The sequence below is a fragment of the Bordetella sp. BOR01 genome (genome assembly GCF_019218885.1).
GTDB lineage: Bacteria > Pseudomonadota > Gammaproteobacteria > Burkholderiales > Burkholderiaceae_B > Bordetella_A.
Genome location: NZ_JAHUWT010000001.1, coordinates 1424981 through 1449738, shown reverse-complemented (window position 1 = coordinate 1449738; position 24758 = coordinate 1424981). Strand labels below are relative to the sequence as shown.

At 66.5% G+C, this 24758-nt stretch carries 27 protein-coding genes; 10 read left to right on the top strand and 17 right to left on the bottom strand.

Annotated features, from left to right (window positions below; translation table 11 throughout):
- Positions 1-4: 4 nt before the first annotated feature.
- The 4 genes from KW845_RS06995 to KW845_RS06980 are packed head-to-tail and all read right to left on the bottom strand — an operon-like array spanning position 5 to position 4300.
- On the bottom strand, positions 5-1714 hold the full coding sequence (locus tag KW845_RS06995) for a SulP family inorganic anion transporter (RefSeq protein WP_218368409.1): 1710 nt from the start codon (positions 1712-1714) through the stop codon (positions 5-7).
- Positions 1715-1746: 32 nt separating this feature from the next.
- A complete protein-coding gene (locus KW845_RS06990; RefSeq protein ID WP_218368408.1) occupies positions 1747-2676 on the bottom strand; it encodes a ZIP family metal transporter in 930 nt (309 codons plus the stop codon).
- Positions 2677-2712: 36 nt separating this feature from the next.
- Positions 2713-3159, bottom strand: coding sequence for a GNAT family N-acetyltransferase (locus KW845_RS06985; RefSeq protein ID WP_218368407.1), 447 nt, complete (start codon positions 3157-3159; stop codon positions 2713-2715).
- 40 nt (positions 3160-3199) lie between these two features.
- Positions 3200-4300: an NYN domain-containing protein gene (locus KW845_RS06980; protein ID WP_218368406.1), complete on the bottom strand. Its 1101-nt coding sequence runs from the start codon at positions 4298-4300 to the stop codon at positions 3200-3202.
- Positions 4301-4434: 134 nt separating this feature from the next.
- On the opposite strand from KW845_RS06980, the gene KW845_RS06975 reads away from it, so the two are divergent.
- The 5 genes from KW845_RS06975 to KW845_RS06955 all read left to right on the top strand — a co-directional run bounded on the left by KW845_RS06975 (position 4435) and on the right by KW845_RS06955 (position 7602).
- A complete protein-coding gene (locus KW845_RS06975) occupies positions 4435-4788 on the top strand; it encodes a YciI family protein (RefSeq protein ID WP_218368405.1) in 354 nt (117 codons plus the stop codon).
- A gap of 131 nt (positions 4789-4919) precedes the next feature.
- On the top strand, positions 4920-5330 hold the full coding sequence (locus KW845_RS06970) for a YciI family protein (RefSeq protein ID WP_218368648.1): 411 nt from the start codon (positions 4920-4922) through the stop codon (positions 5328-5330).
- 41 nt (positions 5331-5371) lie between these two features.
- Positions 5372-5782: a VOC family protein gene (locus KW845_RS06965; protein ID WP_218368404.1), complete on the top strand. Its 411-nt coding sequence runs from the start codon at positions 5372-5374 to the stop codon at positions 5780-5782.
- On the top strand, positions 5779-7056 hold the full coding sequence (locus tag KW845_RS06960; RefSeq protein ID WP_218368403.1) for an RNA polymerase sigma factor: 1278 nt from the start codon (positions 5779-5781) through the stop codon (positions 7054-7056). The genes KW845_RS06965 and KW845_RS06960 overlap by 4 nt, the downstream gene beginning before the upstream one ends.
- Positions 7057-7188: 132 nt before the next feature.
- Positions 7189-7602, top strand: a complete 414-nt coding sequence (locus tag KW845_RS06955) for a DUF4168 domain-containing protein (protein ID WP_218368402.1) — start codon at positions 7189-7191, stop codon at positions 7600-7602.
- Between the two features lie 9 nt (positions 7603-7611).
- On the opposite strand, the gene KW845_RS06950 is transcribed toward KW845_RS06955, so the two are convergent.
- Together KW845_RS06950 and KW845_RS06945 are read right to left on the bottom strand one after the other, a co-directional pair.
- The gene (locus KW845_RS06950) at positions 7612-8196 is read right to left on the bottom strand and encodes an SRPBCC family protein (protein WP_218368401.1); all 585 of its coding nucleotides are present in this window, start codon (positions 8194-8196) and stop codon (positions 7612-7614) included.
- Positions 8193-8576 (bottom strand): helix-turn-helix transcriptional regulator, encoded by a 384-nt coding sequence (locus KW845_RS06945; protein WP_218368400.1) that lies wholly within the window; start codon positions 8574-8576, stop codon positions 8193-8195. Before KW845_RS06945 ends, KW845_RS06950 begins: the two co-directional genes overlap by 4 nt.
- Positions 8577-8752: 176 nt before the next feature.
- Here KW845_RS06945 and KW845_RS06940 point away from each other — a divergent pair, with 176 nt between their 5' ends.
- Both KW845_RS06940 and KW845_RS06935 read left to right on the top strand, forming a co-directional pair.
- Complete coding sequence (locus KW845_RS06940) at positions 8753-9682, top strand: motility protein A (RefSeq protein WP_255592412.1); 930 nt, start codon at positions 8753-8755, stop codon at positions 9680-9682.
- The gene (locus KW845_RS06935; RefSeq protein WP_218368399.1) at positions 9679-10680 is read left to right on the top strand and encodes an OmpA family protein; all 1002 of its coding nucleotides are present in this window, start codon (positions 9679-9681) and stop codon (positions 10678-10680) included. The genes KW845_RS06940 and KW845_RS06935 overlap by 4 nt, the downstream gene beginning before the upstream one ends.
- Here the strand turns inward: KW845_RS06935 and KW845_RS06930 are convergent.
- Positions 10677-12170, bottom strand: a complete 1494-nt coding sequence (locus tag KW845_RS06930; RefSeq protein WP_370628188.1) for a Hint domain-containing protein — start codon at positions 12168-12170, stop codon at positions 10677-10679. The genes KW845_RS06935 and KW845_RS06930 overlap by 4 nt on opposite strands.
- Before the next feature lie 544 nt (positions 12171-12714).
- Positions 12715-13920, bottom strand: coding sequence for an ABA4-like family protein (locus KW845_RS06925; protein ID WP_218368397.1), 1206 nt, complete (start codon positions 13918-13920; stop codon positions 12715-12717).
- A gap of 79 nt (positions 13921-13999) precedes the next feature.
- Between KW845_RS06925 and KW845_RS06920 the strand changes: the two genes are divergently transcribed.
- Entirely contained in the window at positions 14000-14626 is a 627-nt protein-coding gene (locus KW845_RS06920; RefSeq protein ID WP_218368396.1) for a TetR/AcrR family transcriptional regulator, read from the top strand.
- A 21-nt stretch (positions 14627-14647) separates the two neighbouring features.
- Here the strand turns inward: KW845_RS06920 and KW845_RS06915 are convergent, their stop codons facing one another.
- From KW845_RS06915 to garD, 4 genes are read right to left on the bottom strand one after another with little or no spacing between them, the layout of a single operon-like run.
- Positions 14648-16408: an ABC transporter ATP-binding protein gene (locus KW845_RS06915; RefSeq protein ID WP_218368395.1), complete on the bottom strand. Its 1761-nt coding sequence runs from the start codon at positions 16406-16408 to the stop codon at positions 14648-14650.
- Positions 16409-16413: 5 nt separating this feature from the next.
- Positions 16414-16632 (bottom strand): SlyX family protein, encoded by a 219-nt coding sequence (locus KW845_RS06910; RefSeq protein WP_218368394.1) that lies wholly within the window; start codon positions 16630-16632, stop codon positions 16414-16416.
- A gap of 23 nt (positions 16633-16655) precedes the next feature.
- A complete protein-coding gene (locus KW845_RS06905; protein ID WP_255592411.1) occupies positions 16656-17294 on the bottom strand; it encodes a GNAT family N-acetyltransferase in 639 nt (212 codons plus the stop codon).
- A 50-nt stretch (positions 17295-17344) separates the two neighbouring features.
- A complete protein-coding gene (gene garD / locus KW845_RS06900; protein ID WP_218368393.1) occupies positions 17345-18907 on the bottom strand; it encodes a galactarate dehydratase in 1563 nt (520 codons plus the stop codon).
- A 131-nt stretch (positions 18908-19038) separates the two neighbouring features.
- Here garD and KW845_RS06895 point away from each other — a divergent pair, with 131 nt between their 5' ends.
- A complete protein-coding gene (locus KW845_RS06895) occupies positions 19039-20316 on the top strand; it encodes an MFS transporter (RefSeq protein WP_218368392.1) in 1278 nt (425 codons plus the stop codon).
- A 25-nt stretch (positions 20317-20341) separates the two neighbouring features.
- Here the strand turns inward: KW845_RS06895 and KW845_RS06890 are convergent, their stop codons facing one another.
- The 5 genes from KW845_RS06890 to KW845_RS06870 all read right to left on the bottom strand — a co-directional run bounded on the left by KW845_RS06890 (position 20342) and on the right by KW845_RS06870 (position 23969).
- Positions 20342-20842 (bottom strand): DinB family protein, encoded by a 501-nt coding sequence (locus KW845_RS06890; protein WP_218368646.1) that lies wholly within the window; start codon positions 20840-20842, stop codon positions 20342-20344.
- An 82-nt stretch (positions 20843-20924) separates the two neighbouring features.
- Entirely contained in the window at positions 20925-21500 is a 576-nt protein-coding gene (locus tag KW845_RS06885) for a flavin reductase family protein (RefSeq protein WP_218368391.1), read from the bottom strand.
- A gap of 31 nt (positions 21501-21531) precedes the next feature.
- On the bottom strand, positions 21532-22815 hold the full coding sequence (locus KW845_RS06880; RefSeq protein WP_218368390.1) for an MFS transporter: 1284 nt from the start codon (positions 22813-22815) through the stop codon (positions 21532-21534).
- A 93-nt stretch (positions 22816-22908) separates the two neighbouring features.
- Positions 22909-23259: a GFA family protein gene (locus KW845_RS06875; protein WP_218368389.1), complete on the bottom strand. Its 351-nt coding sequence runs from the start codon at positions 23257-23259 to the stop codon at positions 22909-22911.
- A gap of 29 nt (positions 23260-23288) precedes the next feature.
- Complete coding sequence (locus KW845_RS06870) at positions 23289-23969, bottom strand: glutathione S-transferase family protein (RefSeq protein WP_218368388.1); 681 nt, start codon at positions 23967-23969, stop codon at positions 23289-23291.
- Positions 23970-24014: 45 nt separating this feature from the next.
- On the opposite strand from KW845_RS06870, the gene KW845_RS06865 reads away from it, so the two are divergent.
- Entirely contained in the window at positions 24015-24758 is a 744-nt protein-coding gene (locus KW845_RS06865; RefSeq protein WP_218368387.1) for a class I SAM-dependent methyltransferase, read from the top strand.

Here is a 24758-nt window from a genome sequence, read left to right as displayed (position 1 = left end):
TGCCTCAGCGGGCAGGCGCTTGCGCATCCGGGCTGGCCGGCAACGAACTGCCGGCCGCGCCCGATGCTTGCGGCGCAGGCGCGCCGCAAGCGGCCAGCGCCTGCACCAGCGTATCGAACAGGGCATCGGGGCCCACCAGGTCGGCAATCATGGCTTTCTGCAATTTGCCGCGCACCCGCGCATTGGCCTCGGCCAGCAACACGCGCACGCCACGCCGGTGCAGGCGCGCGATGACCTCTTCGAGCATCTGCAAGCCCGTCACGTCGATGAAAGGCACGCGCCGCAAACGGATCACCAGCACGCGCGGATCGCTGCGGGTGCAGGCCAGCGCGTGCTCGAAGTTCTCGACTGCGGCAAAGAACAAGGGCCCTTCCACGGTGAACACCAGCACGCCCTCGGGCAGCTCGGTCATGCCGCTGGCAGCCAGTTCGTAGCGCAGTTCATCGCCTTCGACCGGCTGCACGCCCACGCTGGCGGCCATGCGGCGCAGGAAGTGCAGCGTTGCCAGGATCACCCCGATATTGACCGCCACGACCAGGTCGGCGAACACGGTCAGCAAGAAGGTGACCAGCAGGATCACCACGTCGGCACGCGGCGCCCGGCGCAGCATCTTGGCAAAATGCCGCACGTCGCTCATGTTCCACGCCACCACGAACAGGATGGCCGCCAGCGCGGCCAGGGGCACGTTCTCGGCCAGGGGCGCCAACAGCACCACAATAGCCAGCAGGGTGGCCGCGTGCACCATGCCCGCCAGGGGGCTGGTGCCACCGTTGCGGATGTTGGTGGCAGTACGCGCGATGGCGCCGGTGGCGGCGATGCCGCCGAACAGTGGCGCCACGATATTGGCGATGCCCTGCCCGATCAGTTCCTGGTTGGACTGGTGGCGGGTGCCGGCCATGCCATCGGCCACCACGGCCGACAGCAGGGATTCGATGGCGCCCAGCATGGCGATGGCGAAGGCCGGGCCGATCAGTTCGATCACGCGCGATAGCGTGACATCGGGCCACTGCCAGCTTGGCAGCCCCTGCGGCACGCCGCCGAAAGCCGAGCCTATGGTGGCCACCCCATCGAACCGGAACACCGCCTGCAGCGCGGTGGCCACCACCAGCGCCACCAGCGGCCCGGGCACGCGCTTCAGGTATGGCACGCGCGCCGACAGGATCAGCAACGCCAGGCTGCCCACGGCCAGGGCCGTGGTGGCCAGGTGCAGATGAGGCAGGGCCTGCACCAATTGCCAGAGCTTCTCGTGGAAGTGCGCCGCGGTAACGCCGGGCAGGCCGAAGAAATCTTTCCATTGCCCCACCCAGATGATCACGCCGATGCCGGCGGTAAAGCCCACGATCACCGGCGCCGGGATGAACTTGATGACCGCGCCCAGGCGCGCCACGCCCAGCAGCAACAAAATGACGCCGGCCATCAAGGTGGCGATCTGCAGCCCGCCCACGCCATGCTCGGCCACCACTGCGGCCAGGATGACGATGAACGCGCCGGTGGGCCCCGCGATCTGCAGCCGGCTGCCGCCGAACATTGCCACCAGCAGCCCGGCCACGATGGCGGTATACAGGCCCTGCTCGGGCTTGACCCCCGATGCGATGGCAAACGCCATGGCCAGCGGCAATGCCACCACGCCCACGATGATGCCCGACACGATGTTGGGCAACCAGTGCTGGCGTTGGAACAACCCGGCCCGTTGGGCCTCGAGCAGCGCGATCACGATTGGTCCTCTTGGATAGAAAAAAGAAACGCTTAACCCAGCGCCGTGTCCAGGAACATCATTACCGCAAAGCCGGCCATCAGACCGACCGTGGCCGAGGTCTGGTGTCCGTTGCGGTGGGTTTCCGGAATCACTTCGTGCGACACGACGAAAATCATTGCGCCCGCGGCCAGGCCCAGGCTGACCGGATACGCCAGCGCCAGGCCACTGGACATGCCCAGGCCCACCAGTGCGCCCAGCGGCTCCATCAGGCCCGAGGCCACCGCCACCAGCGCCGCCCGGATGGGCGACAGGCCGGTGGCCCGCAGCGCCATGGCAACGGCCAGGCCCTCGGGAATATCCTGGATGGCAATGGCCGACGTCAGGGGGATACCGACCTGCATATCGCCATTGGCGAAGCCCACGCCGATGGCCATGCCCTCGGGCAGGTTGTGCAGCGTGATGGCCAGCACGAAGAGCCATACCCGGTTGACGCGCTCGGCCTGCGGGCCGCACGGCCCGGTGCTGTCGTGTTCGTGCGGCGTGAAGGCATCCAGCCCCAGCATCAGCAGTACGCCCAGCGCCAGCCCCAGCACCACCACGCCGGCGGCCGCGGGCCCCTCGCCCACCAGCCCACCCGCGGCTTCCAGGCCCGGCAGGATCAGCGAAAAAGCGCTGGCCGCCAGCATCATGCCGGCGGCGAACCCCAGCATGGTGTCCTGGGTGCGCGCATGGATGGTGCGCAGGCCGATCGCGGCCAGCGCACCCAAGGCCGTCGCGGCGAAGCCGGCCATGCCGCCCGCGAAGGCGTAGCGGATATAGTTGCGTTCGACACCGGTCAGGCCGTGATACAGGCCCGAACCCAACAGCCAGAGCACCGCCAGGCTCGCCGCCGCCAGGCCCAGGGCCACCAGCGGACGGGCCTGGGCCTGGGTACGCCAGGCGGTGCGCCAGTCGCGCGCGACAGTGTCGGTATGGTTCATGGTGATGCCAGCTCGATAACCCGGATAAGCAAGAGTTTACTGGCCGGCATCGCAGCCGGCGGCGCGTTCCATATGGTATTCGACGCCGGTATCGGCCACGATGCGAAAACCCAGGCGTTCGTACAACCGGCGGGCGGGGTTGGTCTTGAGCACGTCGAGCTGGGTGGGCAGCCCCGCCGCATCGGCCTGCGTCAGCACCTGGCGCAACAGGCGCGCGCCCAGGCCCTGCCCCTGGTATTCGGGCGCGACCTGCAGCTGCACCACATGCCAGGCCGATGGCCCGCGATACGACTTCAACAGGCCGGCCGGTGCGCCATCGAGCAACACGACCCGGGCATCTTCCCAGTGATAGCAGATGCGCGTCAGGTGCGCAGCATCATCGGCGGGCAAGCCGCTGCTGGCCAGGTGCGCATCCATGGTCTGGCGCCGCAGCGCCAGCAGGTAAGGCAGGTCGGATTCAAGAGCAGGACGCAGCGTCAGCATAAAGACAGAAAGCGCCCCGGCGGGCGCGCAAAAGCCCGGTCTATTGCGCCTCGCTGGTCTTGCGTGGGCGCCTGCCCCGCGAAGACGTCTTGCGTGCGGGTGGCGCAGGTTCGTCGACCGCGGCGGCAGCCGGCACGATGGCGTCCGCCGGCATGTCGGCGCTGCGTGGCACCGCGGCGTCGGCCTTGGGTGTCGGCGCCTGGGATACTGGCTTCTTGGCTGCCGGCGTCTTGCGCGCGGCCGTCTTGCGCGAGGTCCGGCCAGCGCCGCGCGCGGCTGTGGGCGCAGGTGTGGGCGCGGGCGCGGCGGGTTCGGGCGCCGGCGTGCGGTACACGTACGCGCCTGATTTCTCATCGCGCCCGAACGCCAGCAACCCCCGCGCCTGGGCTTCTTCGAGCAGGTTGCCGAACGCGCGAAAACCATGGTACGACTCGTTGAAATCGGGCTTTCTGCGCTTGATGGCTTCTTTCAGCACCGAGGCCCATATCTTGCCGCCGTCGCCGCGTTCGGACACCAGGTCGTCGAAGGTCTCGACGGCGATCTCGATGCCCTGCGTACGGCGCGCCTCGAGTTCGGCCTTGCGGCCGGGATCCTCATCGGTGCCGCGCCGGGCCGCACCGCCCGGCTCGCGCGCCGCCCCCGTCTTCGGCTCGGCGCGCGGGCGTTCGCGCACCAGGTCGTCGTAGAAGATGAACTCGTCGCAATTGGCGATCAGCAAGTCAGAGGTCGACCGCTTGACCCCCACCCCGATCACCTGCTTGGCGTTCTCGCGCAGCTTGGACACCAGCGGGGAAAAATCGGAATCGCCGCTGATGATCACAAAGGTATCGACGTGCAGCTTGGTATAGCAGAGGTCGAGCGCATCGACCACCAGCCGGATGTCGGCGGAATTCTTGCCCGATTGGCGCACATGCGGAATCTCGATCAATTCGAAATTGGCCTCGTGCATGGTGGCCTTGAATTCGCGATAGCGTTCCCAGTCGCAATAGGCTTTCTTGACCACGATGCTGCCCTTGAGCAACAAGCGTTCCAGTACCGGCTTGATGTCGAATCTCTGGTAATTGGCGTCGCGTACGCCCAATGCGACGTTTTCAAAGTCGCAGAAAAGCGCCATGCTGATGCTTTCCTGGGTGGCGGTCATGAAGGTCTCCGTGATGCAACAGGCTGACGATACACCTGAAAACCATGCCGGGCCTTCCAAAGCCGCAAGCCGGGCGGATAAACTCGGCGAAATATGCCTACCCGCCACCAGCCGTTCTTTCACGCGGAGCCCCCATGTCTTATATGCTGCTTATCGTCGAACCCATCGGCCAGCGGGCCCAGCGCACGCCCGAGGCCGGCCGCGCCGCCTACGACGGCATGCTGCGCTACGCCGCCGACCTGAAAGCCCGTGGCCTGCTGCAAGACGCCCAGTCGCTCAAGTCGGAAGCCGACGGCGTGAAACTGCAAGTGCGCGACGGGCGCCAGCGCCTGCTCGACGGCCCCTACGCCGAAGCGAAGGAAATGATCGGCGGTTTTTTCCTGTTGAACTGCGCCACCCGTGAAGAAGCGGTGGCCATCGCGGCCGAATGTCCCGCCGCGCAGTGGTGCACGGTCGAGATACGCGAATTGGGACCTTGCTTCGCCTGATCCCGCATGACGGCCATGCATAGGGGTTTTCCCTGATCTGGCCGGTTTTCTGTCGATCTCGCCGCCCGCCCGTCGTCGTGCCCATGAGCGCCGCCGAACCGGCGGGCACCTACCCGACAGGAGAAACCGCCATGCGCTTCATGATCATCGTCAAAGCCACTGCCGACACCGAGGCAGGCCGCCTGCCCGATGACGCCTTGTTCGCCGAAATGGCCGCCTATCACGAGGCCCTGGCCCAGGCCGGCGCCCTGCTCGACGCCGCCGGGCTGCAGCCCAGTTCGGCTGGCTGGCGCATCCGCTATGCCGACGGACAGCGCAGCATCATCGACGGGCCGTTTGCCCAGACCCGCGAATTGGTGGCCGGCTACACCGTCATCCAGGCACGATCGCGCGAAGAAGCACTGGAGTGGACGCGGCGCTTTCCCGCGCCCATGGGGGCCGGCGTACAGGCCGAGATCGAGGTGCGCCCGCTCTATGAAATCGATGACCTGGCCCACGCCAACCCGTCGGCCGGGCGGTTTCGCGCCCTCCAACCGCACTGACCCATCCACCCCGCCCTCCTTCATCTATTCCGAGACCCATCATGCACAAACAGATCTTCGTGAACCTGGCCGTTGCCGACCTGCAGAAATCCATCGACTTCTTCAAGCAACTGGGCCTGGATGTCGACCCGCGCTTTACCGACCAGAACGCGGCCTGCCTGGTGCTGGGCGAAAACCTGCACGCCATGCTGCTGACCCGCGATTATTTCAAGACCTTCGTCGACAAGCCGCTGAGCGACCCGAAGCAAAGCACTGAAGTGCTGGTCTGCCTGTCATGCGAAAGCCGCGCCGAAGTCGACGACCTGGTCGCCCGTGCCCGGGCGGCCGGCGGATCGGTGCCGCGCCAGCCGCAAGACTATGGCTTCATGTACGGCCACGGGTTCGAGGACCCCGACGGCCACGTCTGGGAACTGATGTACATGGACCCCAACGCCGAGATCCTGCAGCAATGAGCTCGCGCGATGCCGTCCACCAGGCTATCGAGGCCGTCTGGCGTATCGAGTCGGCCAAGGTCATCGCCGGTGTCGCGCGCCTGGTGCGCGACGTGGGCCTGGCCGAAGAGCTGGCGCAGGACGCCTTGGTCACGGCGCTGGAGCGCTGGCCTGGCGACGGCATCCCCGACAATCCCGGAGCCTGGCTGATGACCGCCGCCAAGAACCGCGCGCTGGACCGGTTGCGGCAAGACTCGCTGCACGCCCGCAAGCGCGAACAGCTGGGCCACGAGATGGATGCGCTGCAAGCCCACGTCGAGCCCGACTTCGTCGATGCGCTGGACGCGGCGCGCCAGGACGACATCGGCGACGACCTGCTGCGCCTGGTGTTCACCGCCTGCCATCCCGTGCTGTCCACCGAGGCTCGCGTGGCGCTGACGCTGCGCCTGCTGGGCGGACTGCGCACCGATGAAATCGCGCGCGCCTTCCTGGTGTCCGAGTCCACTATCGCCCAGCGCATCGTGCGCGCCAAGCGCAGCTTGCGCGAAGCCCGCGTGCCCTTCGAGGTGCCGCGCGGCGCAGAATTGGCGGCGCGCCTGGCCTCTGTGCTTGAGGTGGTGTATTTGATCTTCAATGAAGGCTATGCCGCCACCGCCGGCGATGACTGGATGCGGCCGGCGCTCTGCGACGAAGCCTTGCGGCTGGGCCGGATCCTGGCCGGGCTGGCCCCCCGCGAAAGCGAGGTGCATGGCCTGGTGGCGCTGATGGAAATCCAGGCCTCGCGCCTGGCCGCCCGCATCGACGCCGAAGGCCGGCCCGTGCTGCTGATGGACCAGGATCGCGCCCGCTGGGATCCGCTCTTGATCCGCCGCGGCCTGGCGGCGCTGCAACAGGCCGAGGCGCAGGCCGGCAGCCTGGGCCCCTACGCCCTGCAAGGCGCGCTGGCAGCCTGCCACGCGCGCGCGGCACGCCCCGAAGACACCGACTGGCAGCAGATCGTGGCACTGTACGATGCCCTGGCGCAGGTGGCCCCATCGCCTGTCGTAGAACTGAATCGCGCAGTGGCGGTGGGTATGGCATTCGGCCCGCAGGCCGGACTGGCGCTGGCCGACGCGCTGGCTGCCGAACCCGCGCTGGCGGGTTATCACCTGCTGCCCAGTGTCAGGGCCGACTTCCTGGCGCGCCTGGGCCGCCGCGACGAGGCCAGCGCCGAATTCCAGCGTGCCGCAGGCATGGCACGCAACGCGCGAGAGCGCGAATTGCTGCTGGCACGGGCCCGTTCGCTGAATTCCTGATCCCCCTTGAAACGCTCAGTAACCGGGCGTCCCCGGGCCGCCGACACATGCGCAAACATCGCAAAGCTTGAACCGCAGGGGTCGGGCTTGTCATCATGCGCTATACGTCGTCAACTCGATCAAGGAGGCTTCATGCCGCGTTCGACCCATGCTTTTTTTGCCGCTGCCGTCCTGGCCGCGAGCCTGTCGCCCGTCGCGGCACTGGCGCAGGCCGCCCCCGCCCCCGCTGCGCAGCCCCCTGCCCAGGCGCAACCGGCCATCCAGCCCTCGGATACGCAACTGCAGAAATTCGCCGTCGCCTCGCAGAAGGTGGCCATGGTGGCCGACGAATACCGGCCCAAGCTGCAAGCCGCCAAGGACGATGCCGCGCGCGAGAAGGTCTACCGCGAAGCCGATGAAAAAATGGTGAAGATGGTCAACGCCGACGGCCTGACCGTCGACGAATTCAATGGCATCGGCCAGGCTGTGGAACAAGATCCGCAACTGCGCCAGCGCGTTATCGAGATGGCCAAGAAGAACGCGCCGGCCGGCAGCGCGCCGCAATAAGCTTTCCGGTTACGGCGGGGAATTGCCCGCCGCCGCCTGGCCCAGCCGGGCCGCATAGTCTTGTTCCAGTGTGTCGACCATCGTCCAGAACGGTGGCGGCACGCGGCCGGCCAGCTTGTCGGCCAATACCTGCAAATGCGTATGCCACCCGCTGGATACGCTGCGCAAGGTGTCGCCGCGCACCAGGCGGCGGTGCGTCAGCACCAGCCGCACCTGTTCGCCTTGCGGCGACAACTCAAACGTCACTTCCGACAATTCTTCATTGCCCCCGCCCCAGCTGATCGACAGCAGGTGCGGCGGCTCGCAACGCAATAACCGGTGCCGGGTGGCAACCCCTGCTTCATAGGCGCGAAACCGCTCGGGCACCGGTCCGGTATCGGGCGTCAGGCCATTGTGGTCGAAGCGCATCTCGAACCACATGCCTGGCTGCGCCGGCAGTTCGCCGGCAGCCAGCCATTGCGCGCGCTTGCCGGAATCGGCCAGCCACGCCCACACGCGTTCAACCGGCCCCGGCAACACCCGCACGAACTGCAGAGCGCCTGACTCGACAAATTCACCATAGCCGCTACGGTAAGACGAAGCATCGGTATTCATGAGCGTGGTCCTCGGTCGGAAGAAGAAGATGCCGGCGGCCGTGCATCGGCATCCGGCTCGGATTGCAGCAGCGCTTGCAGCGTGTCCAGCCTGTGGGTCCAGAAGGGTTCGTAATGGCGCAGCCAGGCCTGCGCTTGCGCCAGCGGGCTGGCCTCGATACGGCAGAAATGCAGCCGGCCCTGCACGCGGCGGCTGACCAGGCCGGCCGATTCCAGCACCTTGACGTGCTTGGAAGCAGCGGCAAACGACATATCGAAGGGTGCCGCCAGTTCGCCGATGGGCCGTTCGCCATCGGCCAGCGCACGCAGCATGGCGCGCCGCGTAGGGTCGGCCAGCGCATGAAAGATACGGTCCAGAGGGGGGACGTTATATTCAACCATTTGGTTATGTTATGCGCTTGCACGCCAATATTCAACCATGTGGTTATATTTTTTTGTGACAAGCGCGAATGCGGCAAAACGGCCGTTTTCGTCCCGTTCTCCGCCGATTGCCCCGCCCTGCCGCTTTCTAGAATGAGTCCATTCCGCAGCAGATCCCTGCACAAGGCTCACTTTCCATGAACCCCTCTACCCTCATCGGCATCGTGGTCGCGGTCGTCACGCTGGCGGCCGCGCTGGCGTTTTCCGCCACGGATCCGACCCTGTACATCAACCTGGCCGGCCTGGTGGTCGTGCTGGGCGGCACCTGCGCCGCCTTGTTCATCAGCTATCCGTTGCGCGAAGTCGCGCGCGTGTTCGCTTTGGTGCGCACCGTATTTCGCAGCGAACAGATCGATTCGCGCCGCGATATCGACGAACTGGTCTCCATGGCGCAGCTATGGATGAACGACGACGTGCACAAGGTCGAACAGGCGCTCAAGCAAGTATCGAATCCATTCCTGCGCACCGGCGTGCAATTGGTGATCGACCATACGCCGGAAGACCAGATCATCGAGCTGCTGCAATGGCGCATCGCCCGCCTGCGCGCGCGCGAACACGCCGAGGCGCAGATGTTCCGCATCATGGCGGGCTTCGCACCGGCCTTCGGCATGCTGGGCACGCTGGTGGGGCTGATCAACCTGATGGCGGTGCTGGGCAGCGGCGACATGGTGCTGATCGGCCAGCAATTGGCGGTGGCGCTGATGACCACGTTCTACGGCATCCTGCTGGCCAACCTGGTCTGCAAGCCGATTGCAGTCAAGCTGGAACGCCGCACCGAACAACGCCTGATGCTGATGAACATGGTGCTGCAAGGCATTTCCATGATGTGCGCGCGCCGAGGGCCGGCCGTGGTGCGCGAAACACTGAACTCGTTCATGATGGACATCGAGGACGAGGTCTATGATGGCGGCCACGCCGTCACCGCCAGGACCAAGGCCGCCGGCAAGGCTGCGAACAAGGCCGTGAAGGCCGCCCATGCCGCAACCAGGCCAAGCCCCGCCAAGCCGGCCCGGCCCGCCGCTGGCGCGACGGCATCGCTGGCCCGCACGGCCGCCGCGCGCCCATGAGCCTGGCCGACCGCATCGACGCCCTGCGCAGGCAGCACCAGCAGCGCCGGCCCGGCCCCCGCATTGCAGCGCCGGCCGGCCGGCCCGTGCTGCACGGCGGCGGGCGCTTCGCGCGCTGGCACGTCGAGCCGCCCAACGAGCCCGAATCCGAAAGCTGGCTGCTGACGTATCTGGACTTGATCACCCTGCTGCTGGCCATGCTGGTCGTGCTGCTGGCCGTATCGAAACTGCCCGGGCCCGCGCAGGCGGCAGACCTGCCGGTCGAGCTGGTGGGATCTGTTGCCCAGGCCGGCGCGCCGCCAGCCGCATGGGCGGCGCTGGACACCGCGCTGACGGACGCCATGGCGGCACTTGCCATGCCTGGGCATATGGCAGCGGCGGCCCCGCAGACATCAGGCACGCTTGCAAGCCCTGACGCCATCGCCACCGATGCACTCGCCCCGCCGGTTCCGAGCATCCAGCAAGCCCCCGGCGCCGCAACCAGCGATGCGCCGCCCGCGGAACCCGCCGAGCCCGAGCCCGCCCCGCCCACTATCGCCGAGCTGGGCCTGGACGATCTGGGCGACGGCGTGGACGTCATCGTCAACGAAAAATCCATCAGCTTTCGCATCAGCAATGAATTGCTGTTCCCCTCGGGCCAGGCCATGCTCAGCCCGAACGGGCTGGGCCTGATCCAGCGCATGGCCGGGGTCATCAACCGCAGCCAGGGCTATCCTGTGTCGGTAGAAGGCCACAGCGATCCCGTGCCGATCCAGACACGCCAGTTTCCGTCGAACTGGGAACTGTCCGCCGGCCGCGCCGCCAGCGTGCTGCGCGAGCTGGTGCGCGATGGCGTGGCACCGGCACGGCTGCGTGCCGTGGGCTATGCCGACACGCGCCCCATCGCATCCAATGACACCTCGGCCGGGCGTGCGGCCAACCGCCGGGTGGAACTCATCATGGAAATTACACCGCGGCACGAGCACGGAAACGAGATGGCCGCGCTAGAGCCCGGCTAGGCTGCGCGTTGCAGGGCGTCGTCCCAGTACGAGTAAGTACGCAGCACATGCAGTTCCAGCACCGCCGGGCCGTTGACGCCATGCAATGCGGCCGGGATCACTGCGTCGCCGGTGGTCCAGCGCATGGCAACGCCATGCACGTCCTGTGGCGCATGCATGCCGCCCAGTCGCGTACTCTGCAGGTCGATATCGCGGCGGCCTTCCTGGTCTTCGATGGTGATGCGTACCAGGCCCACGCCCACTTGCCGCAAATCGCGGCGGGCACTGAGCGATGTTTCGCGCACCACCGCCGAACGAGAGCGGATACGCACATCGCCAATGCCGGCCGGCAAGACGAAGCGGATGACGCCTTCCCCTTGGCGAGGGTCCTGAGCCCGGATTTCCTGGCCATTGACTTCGATGCGCAGGTCGGGATCCGCTACGCGCACGGACTGGGTCAAGGCCTGGGCCCGCTGAAACAGGCGCTTGCGCACCGCTTCCACCACGGGCCCCGATCGCACCACCTCGATGCCCTCGATTACCGGGCGCCCTTCAGCAGGCGCGAAATCCGGATGCAAAGCCACGGCCTTGGCATTCTGGAACATCTTGCGGTTGCCCGTATCCACATACGATTCCGCCGGCACGCCCTCGGCCAGGATAATGTCGAACCGTTCCAGTTCAATATGAAAATACTCGAAGACCTTCATATCGAACTGCTGGATAATCGTCCGGCCATTCACCAGCAGCATGGCCGGAATCAGCGCGCCATCGAAATAGACGTGATGCCCGGGTGACAGCATCAGGTCCCGATGGGGCCGGTTCTTGGCGATCGAGTCTTTCTTGAACAGAACGGGAAAGGCGCGAATCGCGTCTTTTGTCGGAATACGCTGCTTGCGCAGCGTGCGGTGGCCCAGCCATTTCACGGTGGCAACGTCGCCACTGGCGGTCAGGACCCGATCGCCTGCCTTGATATTCTCGATTTGGACTTCGCCGCCTGGCGTGGCGATATGCGTACCCTTCAGGTAGCACGCGTAGGTCATCGTGCCATTTTCGAAGGTAATATCTTCCGGGTTCAGGCCCGCGGCATGGAAGTCCGCGAGAGTACCACCGGACGCATCCTGAAAAGTCAGCATGCCATTCGCATAGGTAGCGCTGGCGGCGCCCGGAACCACGACCTGGTCGCCGGCAGATATTCCGGTGAACGTGGCGGAGGCACCGGGATCGTCGGAAAAATAAACAATGTCCGCACTATCAAAAATCAAGGTCGAGGTGCCCGGGCCGCTAAGATCGACAAAAATCTGGCCTTGATTGGGCATGGCGTCCTGTCCCAGGACATGCCTGAGGAAGCCAGACGACATATCCAATGTGGCGCCGTCTGCAACGCTGAATTCGTATACGGGATAATCGCCCGGAATGAAGGGACGATCGTCAAGCGACAGGCTGGTCAGGTTGACGTTTGCATTCTCTTCCACGTTCAACTTGATGCCAGCCGCAAACTCAGCCAAATGCACGCTAACATCCAGGACATCGGCAGAATCCGATTCGTTAGCAATGTTCAAAGTGCCCAGGGTGTAGAAAGTTGAATGAACTGCTGTATCTTCAGCGTAGTCGCCTTGATCGATCGTCACACTGGAAGGGGATGGCCCGCCTACGGATATATCTTGGTCAGCCATTGGTCACTCATTCATAAAAGCGGTAGAAAACGGAAAATCGCAAACTAGCGGGTCTTCTGCGCTCATGCGTACGGTTTCTTCAGTAGCCATCACTCACCCATAAAACAGAAAACAGAAAACCCACGAGTTAATGCATATCGCTCTGGACCGAAGCAAGCAGGCAATGCCCGTGACCGTTCCATTCAAATAAATACTTTTGTTGGACAGCCGCTTTACCTGATTAATCATCCTAGCGTATTTACGAAAACCATCAATATCCCGGTTCGTTTAAAAATCGTTTAAAGGGGCGTTTAAAAGCGTTTAAATAAACCGAAGATACATTTATTTTCAAAATAATCTTTTTTCAAAAAAAATGAATATCGCCGTGCCGCGACCCCGGCAACTAAAAGGCGATCAGCGGACCGCCCGCATAGGCCTGCGCCAGGGCCAACGCCACCAGGCCGGCATACCCCGCCCCGCACAACGCCATCGCGGGCACAGCACCGCGCCCGACCGCGCGCGCCAGCAGCCAGCCCGCCACCGGCAAGACCTGCTGCGCATGCACACCCAGGAAGTGCGCCACCCGCAAATCGCCACCGCTTATCGACCAGCCCACGACAGGCAAGCCTGGCCCGGCGGCAGCGCCCACCAGTGGCCCGCCATGCGCGCTGATGGCCACGCCGACCCCCGCCCCCGCCACGAAAGTCAATACCAGGCCCAATATCGCGCCCAGCCGATAGGCTGGCGCCATGCCGTCGGCATGACGCCATAGCTGATGCGCGACCGGCAGCGCCGTAGCAGCGAACAGCAGCGCGGCGATACCCATCAAGATGTACATCGCGGCGTGAAACGGCGTATCGACATTGAAATGCGAGGCCTGCCCCAGCGCGCCCTGCCACGTGATGTAGAGCGCCTCGAACGCACCGCTCGCCACGGCAAGCCACACGGTGGCGCGCATCGGCAGCGCATGGCGCCGCGCGGCCGGCAGTTCGCCGATCAGCCATGCCAGGGTCAGCGCATACAGGCCAATGGCGGCCATGAATTTCATGGGCTTGGCCCACACACCCACGCCCGCCAGGGTGCGCGGATCCAGCATGGCCGCAATAGCCGCCAGCGCCAGCGCCACCCACAGCACCATGCCGAAGATTGCAAGCCCCCGCTGGCGCTGCAATAGCACGCGCGCCGCCTGCAGGCCCCAGGGCGCGGCGCGCAGTCCGAAGAATGCCAGCAAGCCGACCGGCCCGAACCAGAAGGTCAGCACGAAGCACGGCACCAGCAGTATGCGAGGCATGCCCAGGCGCACCCCCTCGCGGGCGATCCAGGTGCCCACGAACAGGTCGAATGCCAGGAAGTGATACCAGCCTGCCGTCAGCATGCCGGGATGGGCGAACAGCGCCTGCACGGCGCCGAGCGTATCGTAGCCGCCGCCTGGCACCGGCCAATAAGCCAGCACCAGCCCCAGGTATGCCGCCGCCAGCACCAGCGGGATAACCCGCCCTGTCGCGGCCCAGATGGCCGGCCGCCAGCGGCCCAGCCAGGGCGATACCGACAGGGCCACCCAGGCGGGCAGCGCCAGCGCGCCACCCGCGCCGAATAGTGTTTCGATCATGATGCACCGCCCAATCTAAACAGCGTTTAAATAAGGTAGCATCGGTTTTGAACAATGTAAAGATCCACCCGCCCAGGCCATGCCCAGACAGAAAGCCGCCACTGCCCATGCCGCGTATCACCATGGCGCCCTGCGCGATGCCCTGACCGAGGCCACCGAGGCCATCCTGGCCGAACGTGGCCTGGAAGGGTTCACGCTGCGCGAGGCGGCGCGCCGCGTCGATGTATCGCCGGCCGCGCCGCTGCATCACTTCGGCAGCGCGGCCGGGCTGCTGACCGAGGTCGCCATACTGGGATTCGAGGCACTGACGCAATACCTGCACGAGGGCGCGCAGGCGGGTGGCAACGACCCCGCTGCGCGATTGCGCGCCCAGGGCCTGGGCTATGTGCGCTTTGCGCTGGCCTACCCGGCACGTTTCCAGCTGATGTTCCGCAAAGACCGGCTGATCGACGATGCCCGCTTGCTGGCGGCCGGCCAGGCGGCTTTCGCCGAACTGGAAAATGCCATCCGCGACTACACCGGCTTTCCAGCCGGGCAGCCGCTCGATGCCTCTACGCAGGCGCTGCTACTGGGCGCCTGGTCTACGGTGCATGGTTTTGCACACCTGGCGCTGGATGGGAAATTCGACGTGCCGGGCGGCCCGCGTGCCGACCCACAGGTGCTCGAGGCAACGCTGCGCCGCATCCTGGAGCACGGCTGGCCATGACACACGGCGCACGGCGCACCGCTATTGATGCGCAGCAGCGCCGGGCCGCTCGCCGATCTGCTGGCGCCACATGGCGTAGTACAGGCCGGTACGGGCCAGCAGTTCGGCATGCGTGCCGCGCTCCACGATGCGGCCCTTTTCCAGCACGAAGATCGTGTCGGCGTGCATGATGGTCGACAAGCGGTGCGCGATCAGGATGGTGATCCGGTTGCGGCTGGCCGAGATGCGCCGCACCGTGTCAGTGATCTGCTCTTCGGTCAGCGAGTCCAGCGCCGAGGTCGCCTCGTCGAAAATCAGCAGGCGCGGCTGGCGTATCAGCGCGCGGGCGATCGACAGGCGCTGCTTTTCGCCCCCTGACAGCTTCAGGCCCATTTCGCCGATATGCGTGCCCAGGCCTTCGGGCGACTTCTGCAGCAGGTAGGCGCAGGCCGACTGCTCCATGGCCGCCACGATCTCGGCATCGGTGGCATCGGACTTCACCAACCGGATGTTGTCGCGCAGCGTGCCGGCGAACAAGTAGGGTTCCTGTGTCACCAGGCCCACCTGCCGGCGCGCACGGTTGTAGCGCAGCACCCGCGTCGAGATATCGTTGTAGAACACCTCGCCGACCGCGGGCGTGTACAGGCCCAGCAACAGCTTCACCAGCGTCGACTTGCCCGAGCCCGACGGCCCCACGAAGGCAATCGTGTCGCCCAGCGCCGCCGAGAACGACACGCCGTCCAGCGCATTGTCGGCCGCCCCCTTGTGGCGAAACGCCACGTCGGCAAAGCGTACGTGCGCGATGGGCCCGCTGTCTTGCGGTGTTTCGGGGCGCCGGTCGATCGGCTTTTTCATCAATTGGTCGAAATTCGACAACGAGGCTTCGGCCTCGCGATACGCCAGGATGATGTTGCCCAGTTCCTGCAGCGGCGCGAAGATCGCCACCGAGATGAACTGCATGGCAATCAGTTCGCCGGTGCTGAGCACGTCGCGAAAAATCAGCCATAGCAAGGCAAAAAGGATGGCCAGCTTCAACAGGCTGAGCGTCACGCCCTGCAAGAACGACAGCAGGCGAATGCGCTTGACCTTCTGCATCTCGAGTTCAAAGATGCGCACCGTCTGCGCCTGCAAGCGGCGAATCTCGGGGAACGTCAGCCCCAGGCTCTTGATCAGTTCGATATTGCGCAGCGATTCGGCAATGAAGCCTGAACTGCGGTTGGTCTCGCGCACGATCGAACGCTGCTGGCTCTTGATCTCGCGGCTGAGCAGGCCGGTCAGGCCGCCCAGCACCAGCACGCCGACCAGGAAGACCGGCACCAGCAGCCAATGCCGCGTAACCGCGTACCACACCAGGAACCCCATGCCCACCAGCGCCGCGAACACCGTGTTGATGAAGGCGTTGATGAAACGCTCGCTGTCGCTGCGCACCTTCTGCAATAACGACAGCGTCTCGCCGCTGCGCAGGTCTTCGAATTCCTGGAACTTCAGGCGCAGCGCCTGCCGCAGCCCATCGTTGAACAGCTGCGTGCCGAACTTCTGCACCACCAGGCGCGTCACGTATTCCTGCAGCGCCTTGGCCAGCCGCGACAGCACGGCAATCAACACCGCCAGGCCCAACAGGGCCAGCACGCCCGACACCAGCTCGTCATCGGTCTTGCCGGCGCGGTTGATGGCGTATTCGTCGATGATCTTGCCGAAGATGATCGGGTCGACCAGCGCCAGCACCTGGCTGGTGGCGGCCAGCAGCAGCGCCAGCACGGCCAGCCGGCCATGCGGACGCAGATAGGCCCACAGGATGTGCATGGCGTTCAGTAATGCGGCGGCAGTTCGTCGCGCAGGCTGCGAAAGCCCGCGCCCGCACCGTCTGGCATCTGCTGGCGCAGCTCGGCCAGTTCGCGCAGCAGGCGGTCGATCTGCTGCTGCTGGCGAAACAGCGCCTGGTTCAGTTGGTCGAGCATATCGTCGGCCAGGCCCAGCTTGATCTCCAGGTCGGCCAGGCGTCGTTCGGTATCAGTGGGTGCAATCATGGAAGTTCACGCCTAAAACAGTGTCAGCCCCGTACCAGCGGGCCGCGCGGCCGGCCGGCCGCATCGAAATTGCCAGGCGCCAGCCAGGCCTGCAGCGCCGTGCGCCGCGCCGGCCATTCGTCGGCCAGCATCGAATGCCAGGCCACGTCGCCACGCCGCCCCTTGACGTTCACGGCCGAACGCCATACCCCTTCGGGCTTGAAGCCGTAGCGCAGCGCCGCGGCTGCCGAAGGCCCGTTGTCGGCCAGGCAGCGCCAGACCATGCGCCGGTATCCCAAGTCGTCAAAGGCATAGCGCAGCAGCAAGAACACCGCCTCGGTCGCGGCCCGGCTGCGCTGCAGCGCAGGGCTGAACCAGATGCTGCCGATCTCGATGGCCGCATCTTCGGGGTAGATGTCGCACAGCGACGCCCAGCCCAGCGGCGCGCTACCCGGACGCGGGCACACCGCCCAGAAGGGTTGGTGCGCACGGTCGGCCAGCTCGCATACGTGCGCCCGCATGGCCGCAGCGTCGGCGAACGGGCCATAACGCAAATTGCGCCACGACGCGTCGGCCCCCTGGGCAGCCTGCCACAGCGCATCGGTATGCGCGACGCACAGAGGCTCCAGCACGGCCGCCTGGCCCGCCAGTGTCAGGCGCTCGGGGAATCGGGCCGCAGGCATCGCCGGGCGGGCCTCGGGCGGGCATGCCGCGTTCATGGGCAAGGCGGCGCTCAAGTCACCGGCCCCGGGTTGAACAAGGCCAGGGCATTGTGCAGTTTCAGTTTTTCGGCGCAGGTCTGCTGCTTGCCGCTGGCCACGTCCAGCATCAGGCGGAACAGTTCCCAGCCCACGTCTTCGATGGAAGCGGCGCCGGTGGCAATGCGGCCTGCGTCGATGTCCATCAGGTCGTGCCAGCGGCGCGCCAGGTCGCTGCGCGTGGCCACCTTGATCACCGGCACTTGCGCCAGGCCATAGGGCGTGCCGCGGCCGGTGGTGAAGATGTGCAGGTTCATGCCCGCCGCCAGCTGCAGGGTGCCGCAGATGAAATCGCTGGCCGGGGTGGCACAGAACACCAGGCCCTTGCCGGCCAGCCTCTCGCCCGGCGACAGCACGCCGGAAATCGGGGCCGAGCCCGACTTCACGATCGACCCCATGGCTTTCTCGACGATATTCGACAGGCCGCCCTTCTTGTTGCCCGGCGAAGTATTGGCGCTGCGGTCGGCCATGCCCAGGCTCAGGTAGCGGTCGTACCAGTCCATTTCGCGCACCAGGGCCTCGGCCACGGCGGGGGTGGCGGCCCGCGCGGTAAGCTGGTCGATGCCATCGCGCACTTCGGTGTTTTCCGAGAACATCACCGTGCCGCCGGCACGCACGACCAGGTCGGCGGCATAGCCCACTGCCGGATTGGCCGTCAGCCCAGAAAACGCATCGCTGCCGCCGCACTGCACGCCCACCACCAGGTCCGACACCGGACAGGGTTCGCGCCGGCGGCGATCCAGGATGGCCAGGTGTTTTTCGGCGGTTTGCATGATGGAACGGATCATCGAATCGAAGCCGACGTTTTCCTCATCTTGCAGGCAGACGGTGTCCACCGCGTCGCCCATGCCCGCGCCCGCGGCGATGGGAATGCTGCCGGCCGGCATCAGGCGCTCGGGCTGCAATTTTTCACAGCCCAGGCTGACCATCATGGCCGTGCCGCCGAAATTGGGATTGCGGCTGATGTTGCGCAGGGTGCGGATAGGCACCGCCGCGCCCGGGGCGTCGATCGCGACCCCGCAGCCGTACGTGTGTTCCAGGCCCACCACGTCATCCACATTGGGGTAGCGCGGCAGCAATTCGGCCTTGATGCGGTCCACCGCATGCTCGACCACGCCCTGCACACATTGAACGGTGGTGGTAATGGCCAGGATGTTGCGCGTGCCGACCGTGCCGTCGGCGTTGCGGTAGCCCATGAACGTATGGCCTTCCAGCGGCGGCATGGCCGGCGCGGCGCGCGTGGCCATGGGCAGGTCGTCGAGCGAACGGGCCGTGGGCATCGTGGTGACCCTTTCGTTGACCCAGCTGCCGCACGGCAAGGCCTGCGCGGCGTAGCCCACCGTGACGTTGTAGCGCACCACCGCGTCGCCTTCGGCCAGGTCGCGCAGCGACACTTTGTGGCCCTGGGGAATGGCTTCGCGCAGTATCAGGCCATCGGGCAGTTCGGCGCCGGCGGGCAGGCCGCCGTCGTTGACGATGATGGCGACGTTGTCGGCATCGTGGACTTTGATGTACAGCGGGCGAGTGGCGACTGTCATGCGGGGGTCCTGGAAAGCACAAGGCGGCACCGCGCCGCCGATGCGCCATTATCGCAGTTCCGGCCGGGCAGGCTGCGCCGTGGAATTACACCGCAACGAACGGGAGGCACTTCGACGGGCCCGCCTCTAGCATGGCGGCGTCGCCCTTGCCCCTTGCCTACATGCCCCCGTCCGCTCCGCCGCTGCCGCCGGCTTTCCACCGCCTGGCCTGGTCCAGCCTGTGTGCACAGTTTTCCGAACAACTGGCCCTGGCGGCGGCGCCCCTGGTGGCCGTGCTGGCCCTGGGCGCCGGCGCCGCGCAAACCGGCTACTTGCAGACGGCGCAGACACTGCCCTTCCTGCTGCTGTCGTTGCCGGCCGGGGTGCTGGCCGACCGGGTCTCGCGGCGCGGCCTGATGGCCGCGGCCGAGGCTTTGCGCACGGCCTCGTTGCTGGGGCTGCTGCTGTTGCTATGGGCGCACGGACTCAGCCTGCCATGGCTGGCGGCCCTGGGCTTCGCGGGGGCCATCGGCACCGTGGCATACAACGTGGCGGCCCCGGCCCTGGTCCCTACGCTGGTGCCAGGCACTCAGTTGGCGGCGGCCAATCGCTGGCTGGAACTGGCCCGCAGCACCGCCTTTGCGGCTGGCCCGGCCGTGGGCGGCGCGCTGGTGGGCGCGATGGGCGCATCGACAGCCTATGTACTGGCCGTTGCACTGTCACTGCTGGCGGTGGCATGCCTGGCCGGCCTGCCCGCCAGCCCGGCGCCCCCGCGCCGCGCCTTGCATCCGCTGCGCGACCTGGCCGAAGGCGCGCGCTTCGTCGCCAGCCACGCCTTGTTGCGGCCCGTATTGGTAACGGCCGTCTTCTTCAACACGGCCTGGTTCATCCTGCAGGCCGTGTACGTGGCCTACGCTATCGACGCGCTGCGCCTGGACGCGGCACAGGTCGGATTGACGCTGGGTATCTACGGAGCCGGCATGGTGGCCGGAGCACTGGCCGCGCCCCGCCTGGCGCGCCGGCTGCCATTCGGCGCCCTGATCGGCGCCGGCCCGCTGGCCGCCCTGGCGGCCGCGCTGCTGATGCTGGCCACGCTGGCGCAACCATCCGGCTTGCTGGCGGGCGCGGCGTTTTTCCTGTTCGGCGCCGGCCCCATACTTTGGACGATCGCAACCACGACACTGCGCCAGGCGGTCACGCCCAACGCCATGCTGGGGCGGGTATCGGCCATTATCGTGACGGCAACTTTCGGGGCGCGTCCGGTGGGCGCGGCGCTGGGGGCACTGCTGGCCGCACGTTATGGCACGCCGGCCTGCTTGTGGGCCATGGCCGCGGGATTCGCCGTGCAGTTCGGCGTGCTGTTCAGTTCGCCCGTGCTGCGCTTGCAACAGCAGCCCGGCGCCCCTGCGGCGGCGCCTGCCGTATCCTGACGGCAACACGACGGCGCGACGCCGCCTATGCGGCTTGCCGGCACGCGTGCATCTTGCCCAGCAACCATTGCAGGCCGGCCAGGTGCTGTTGGTCGTGGCTGCACAAGTAGTGGACCAGGCTGCGCACCGTCAGCGTGCCATAGCCCTCGAATTCGGCGGTGCGGGCCAATTGCCTGTCGTCCAGCCCCGCTATGCGTTCCAGGGTATGGGCACGCGCCTGGCGAAACGTGGCCAGCACCTGGTGCGCATCGGCATCAGCGTAGCCGCGCTCGATGGCCAGCGCGTCGCCGTCTATCGACGCCAGCAGCGGATGCGTTTCCCGCAGGGCGCGTGCCAGCCGCACGTGATAGCCGTCGATTTCAATATCCCGCACATGGCATAGCTGGCCGATGGGGCAAAACGGCTCGCTGGGAATGCCTTCCCAGGATGCCGGGCTCCAGGTGGCAAAGCCATCCGGCACGGCGGCATAGAAGGCTTCAAACTGATCGGGGAATTCGCGCAGGGCATGCAAGGTGGCGGCGTCTATCATCGGGACAGGCATGCAGGCAAATGGGCCGACCATGATAAGCCGGCGGCGCCCGGCGTGGAACCCGGTGCGGCCGGTTTGTCTATTCCGGTGTCACGTCGAATGCCGACCCGGTTTCGAAGAAATTGCCGCCGGCGATGTAGTGGATGCTGCGCGGGCCGCTGTCGGGAAACACCCAGTGCCCATCGCAAAACACGCGCGGGTCGGCCCACGCCGCCACGACCTCGCCCAGGAACAAGTCATAGGTGTCCTGGATATGCGGTTCGGCGATGACGCGGCACTCCAGCCAGGCCAGGCAGCCATCGATCAGCGGCGCGCCGATGCGTTCGGCCGGCAGCATGGCCAGTCCGGGGGTCTGCGACTTGTCGCGCTCGCGGCCCGATACGGACCCTACCGACAAGGTCGCCGCCGCCACGGCGCGCGACGGCACATTCAACGAGAACTCGCCCGAGCCTTCCACCAGTTCGCGGGTCAGCGTGTGGCGATCGATGACCACCGCCACTTTGGGCGGCGAGAAATCCAGCGGCATCGACCAGGCGGCCGCCATCACGTTACGACGCCCCGCATGGGCGCTGCCCACCAGCACCGTGGGCCCATGATTGAGCAGGCGATAGCATTTGGCGAGTTCGACAGGCTGGCGCAACGGTGTGATTGACATGCAAGGCTTCGATCAGGGAAGGCGCAGGCACCTATCCTACCGCGTCCGCACGGCGGGCGCGCCCGGCCAGCATGACCGCGGCCGCGGCCAGTTGGATCAGCCCGGCCCCCAAGAACAACAGCAGCCCGCCCTGCCCGGACGCGGCCCCCCATTCGCGCAACAGGCCGAAGGCCGCCGGCGCGAATGCATAGCCGGCCTGGCCCACCGCGGTTACCCACGCCACGACGCGGGCCACATCGGCCGGCCGGAAGTCCGCCTGCGCGATCAACGGCGGCAACGAGGTCACATTGCCCAGGCCCATGCCAAACAGGCAGCACCCCAGCACCATCCCGGCGCCCGACGAGCCGGCCCCCAGCAGCACCACCGAACCCAGCGCCTGCAAGCCCAGGTTGACGGCCGCCGCCTTGCGCCGGTCCATCAGCGGCGACATCAGCCGGCCCAGCAGGATCCGGCCGCCGATGGCGCAGGCGGTAGCCAGCCCCATGGCCGCGCCCGCCGCGCCACTGCCCAGCACCGGCACCAGCATCGAGAACAAATGCGCTACCAGCCCCACCTGGGCGAACAAGCCCAGCGAGGCGCCCAATGCCAAGGTGTAAAAGCGCCGGTCGCGGCGCGGCGCGTCCAGGGCCACCGCATGAACGGGCGGCGCCGGGTCGCCGGCAAGCGCAACCGGCGCGGTGTCGCCATCGGGCGCCACGCCCAGTGCAGCCGGCGTCTGCCGTAGATAAAGCCAGGCCAGGCTGCCGATGGTGGCCACCATGGCCAGCGCAACCGCCAGCACGGCGCCATCGAAACCAGCGACGGCAATCAGGGCCACCCACAAGGGCGAGAACACGACCCCGCCCAGGCTGGCTCCGTTGAACGCCATGCCCAATGCCACGGGCCGGCGGCGCTCGAACCACGGCGACACCATGGCATTGAGCGCCGCGCCGCTGGTCATGGCCCAGCCCGCGCCGCCGAACGGCATGGCCAGGAACAGTTGCCAGGGTTCGCGCGCATAGCCCCAGCCCAGCAGTCCCACGACGGTCAGCAAGGCACCTGCCCCGGTCACGCCGGCCACGCCGTAGTGGCGATGCAGCGTACCCAGGCAGGCCACCACCGCGGCGCCGCAAAGAAAATGCACGGTGATCGCCGCCGACAGCAGCGACACCGGCCAGCCGCGCGTGGCATGCAGCACGCCCAGGAAAATGGGCGGCCCATAGAAACCGATACCCCACGCGAACAGCGCGATGACGAACGCCGCCCCTACCACCCGCCACCCAAAAAACCCTTGCGGGGCGGCGGTATGCGGCACCGCTTGCGAGTATCTTCGCATCAGCTTGTCCTGGCTGTTTCAGAGCCCGAAGTCTGCCTGCCGGCGGACCGCCGATGCTGCGGCCCGCAACGAAGCATCGCGTGCCCAGCCTGGCTAGTGGGACGCGCCATCGAACTTCTGCAGCGTCAACCCGTCCAGGTCGATGTCCGGCACGCAGCGCAGGTTCACGGCCCGCACCTGCGATCCGTCCGGATTGGCGCCGTAGGCCACCGGCTGCGAGCCGCAATGGCGGCAGAAACGATGATCGATCTTGTGGGTGTTGAACCGGTATGACTGCAGGTCGTCGGCGCCGGCATCCAGCGTGAAGATATCGGCCGGGACAAAACTCAGCAGGAACCCTTTGCGGCGGCAATGCGAACAGTTGCAACTGATGGCCGAGGTCGGCGGGGCGGCATCAACGGTAAACCGGACGGCGCCACAATGACAGCTACCTTGAAACGACATGATGGTCTCCTGGGGGATAAAGAAACGGCTCAGTATTCCAGCCGGCCGCGCAGTTCTTCAAACGGAATCATGACATGCCGGCGGTATGCGGGCCTGGCCTGCAAGCGCGCATACCAGGCTTGCACATGCGGCAGCGGCGGGCGCGGGATGTCCAGCCCGAAGTAGCGGTACAGGCTGGTGCCCGCCGCGATGTCGGCCAGCGTCAGCGTGTCGCCGGCCAGGAAAGGCTGCCGTGCCAGTTGCGCATCCAGCACCTGGAAATGCGCGGCGCAACGCGCCACGCTGCCCGCGATGGCGGCCAGGTCGCGCTGCGGCTCCGGCGTGCGGTAATAGCCCCAGAACACGCCGTTCAGGAAGTCGGGTTGCAGGCTGGTCTGCGCCCAGTCCATCCAGCGCTCGGCCACCGAACGGCTCGCAGGGTCGTCGTGCCAGAACGCCGGGCGTCCATGGCGCGCCGCCAGATAGCGCAAAATGGCGTGCGATTCCCACACCACCACGCCCCCGTCATCGATGACCGGCACCTTGCCATGCGGGTTCATGGCCAGGAACTCGGCCGTGTCGTTGCCTCCATGGCGCCCGCCGGCGGGAATATGCCGATGCGCCAGCCCCAGCTCGTCCACCAGCCACATGACTTTCTGCAGGTTGAACGAACTGGCGCGGCCCCAGACGGTAAGCGCGGGGCCCGGATCGGATGTATGCAAGGTAGACATGGCGCCAAGTCTACTGCGCAGCGGCGCCGGGTTATAACTCTTTGAATGACACAGAACATCTACGACGACCCCGGCTTCTTCGCCGGCTACGCCCAATTGCGCCGCTCGATCGACGGCCTGGATGGCGCACCAGAATGGCCGGCGCTACGTGCCCTGCTGCCCCGCCTGCAAGGACTGGACGTGGTCGATCTGGGCTGTGGCTACGGCTGGTTCTGCCGCTGGGCGGCCGCGCATGGCGCACGCCGCGTGCTGGGACTGGACGTGTCCGCCCGCATGCTCGAACGCGCCGCGCAGCTCGACGTCCAAGCCGGCCAGCAAGACGCCGGCATCACCTATCGGCAGGCAGACCTGGAAACCGTGGCGCTGCCCGAAGCCGCCTTCGGCCTGGCCTACAGTTCGCTGACCCTGCACTACCTGGCAAACCTGGACCGGCTGCTCGGCATTGTGTACCGCGCCTTGGTACCAGGCGGCCGCCTGGTATTCTCGATCGAGCATCCCATCTACATGGCCTCGCGCCATCCCGATTGGATCGCCGACGCCCAGGGCCATCGCACCTGGCCGGTGGACAACTACCAGAACGAAGGTCCGCGCCGCACCGACTGGCTGGCGCCGGGCGTGATCAAGCAGCATCGCACGTTGGGCACGCTGCTCAACGCGGTCATGCGCGCCGGCTTCACCCTGGCCCACGTCGAGGACTGGGGCCCCAGCGCCGGGCAGTTGGCTGCGCAGCCTGCTCTGCACGACGAGCAGGACCGGCCCATGATGCTGCTGGTGGCGGCGCGGCGCTGA

Bases quoted from the DNA above. Each gene is read 5' to 3' on its own strand.
- KW845_RS06945 (WP_218368400.1), bottom strand. From the start codon at position 8,576: ATGGTTGAATATAACGTCCCCCCTCTGGACCGTATCTTTCATGCGCTG.
- KW845_RS06960 (WP_218368403.1), top strand. From the start codon at position 5,779: ATGAGCTCGCGCGATGCCGTCCACCAGGCTATCGAGGCCGTCTGGCGT.
- KW845_RS06895 (WP_218368392.1), top strand. From the start codon at position 19,039: ATGGCGGCGTCGCCCTTGCCCCTTGCCTACATGCCCCCGTCCGCTCCG.
- KW845_RS06980 (WP_218368406.1), bottom strand. From the start codon at position 4,300: ATGACCGCCACCCAGGAAAGCATCAGCATGGCGCTTTTCTGCGACTTT.
- KW845_RS06940 (WP_255592412.1), top strand. From the start codon at position 8,753: ATGAACCCCTCTACCCTCATCGGCATCGTGGTCGCGGTCGTCACGCTG.
- KW845_RS06870 (WP_218368388.1), bottom strand. From the start codon at position 23,969: ATGTCTACCTTGCATACATCCGATCCGGGCCCCGCGCTTACCGTCTGG.
- KW845_RS06880 (WP_218368390.1), bottom strand. From the start codon at position 22,815: ATGCGAAGATACTCGCAAGCGGTGCCGCATACCGCCGCCCCGCAAGGG.
- KW845_RS06915 (WP_218368395.1), bottom strand. From the start codon at position 16,408: ATGCACATCCTGTGGGCCTATCTGCGTCCGCATGGCCGGCTGGCCGTG.
- KW845_RS06905 (WP_255592411.1), bottom strand. From the start codon at position 17,294: ATGCCTGCGGCCCGATTCCCCGAGCGCCTGACACTGGCGGGCCAGGCG.
- KW845_RS06965 (WP_218368404.1), top strand. From the start codon at position 5,372: ATGCACAAACAGATCTTCGTGAACCTGGCCGTTGCCGACCTGCAGAAA.
- KW845_RS06935 (WP_218368399.1), top strand. From the start codon at position 9,679: ATGAGCCTGGCCGACCGCATCGACGCCCTGCGCAGGCAGCACCAGCAG.
- KW845_RS06955 (WP_218368402.1), top strand. From the start codon at position 7,189: ATGCCGCGTTCGACCCATGCTTTTTTTGCCGCTGCCGTCCTGGCCGCG.
- KW845_RS06910 (WP_218368394.1), bottom strand. From the start codon at position 16,632: ATGATTGCACCCACTGATACCGAACGACGCCTGGCCGACCTGGAGATC.
- KW845_RS06920 (WP_218368396.1), top strand. From the start codon at position 14,000: ATGCCCAGACAGAAAGCCGCCACTGCCCATGCCGCGTATCACCATGGC.
- KW845_RS06975 (WP_218368405.1), top strand. From the start codon at position 4,435: ATGTCTTATATGCTGCTTATCGTCGAACCCATCGGCCAGCGGGCCCAG.
- KW845_RS06865 (WP_218368387.1), top strand. From the start codon at position 24,015: ATGACACAGAACATCTACGACGACCCCGGCTTCTTCGCCGGCTACGCC.
- KW845_RS06950 (WP_218368401.1), bottom strand. From the start codon at position 8,196: ATGAATACCGATGCTTCGTCTTACCGTAGCGGCTATGGTGAATTTGTC.
- KW845_RS06875 (WP_218368389.1), bottom strand. From the start codon at position 23,259: ATGTCGTTTCAAGGTAGCTGTCATTGTGGCGCCGTCCGGTTTACCGTT.
- KW845_RS06990 (WP_218368408.1), bottom strand. From the start codon at position 2,676: ATGAACCATACCGACACTGTCGCGCGCGACTGGCGCACCGCCTGGCGT.
- KW845_RS06985 (WP_218368407.1), bottom strand. From the start codon at position 3,159: ATGCTGACGCTGCGTCCTGCTCTTGAATCCGACCTGCCTTACCTGCTG.
- KW845_RS06970 (WP_218368648.1), top strand. From the start codon at position 4,920: ATGCGCTTCATGATCATCGTCAAAGCCACTGCCGACACCGAGGCAGGC.
- KW845_RS06925 (WP_218368397.1), bottom strand. From the start codon at position 13,920: ATGATCGAAACACTATTCGGCGCGGGTGGCGCGCTGGCGCTGCCCGCC.
- KW845_RS06885 (WP_218368391.1), bottom strand. From the start codon at position 21,500: ATGTCAATCACACCGTTGCGCCAGCCTGTCGAACTCGCCAAATGCTAT.
- garD (WP_218368393.1), bottom strand. From the start codon at position 18,907: ATGACAGTCGCCACTCGCCCGCTGTACATCAAAGTCCACGATGCCGAC.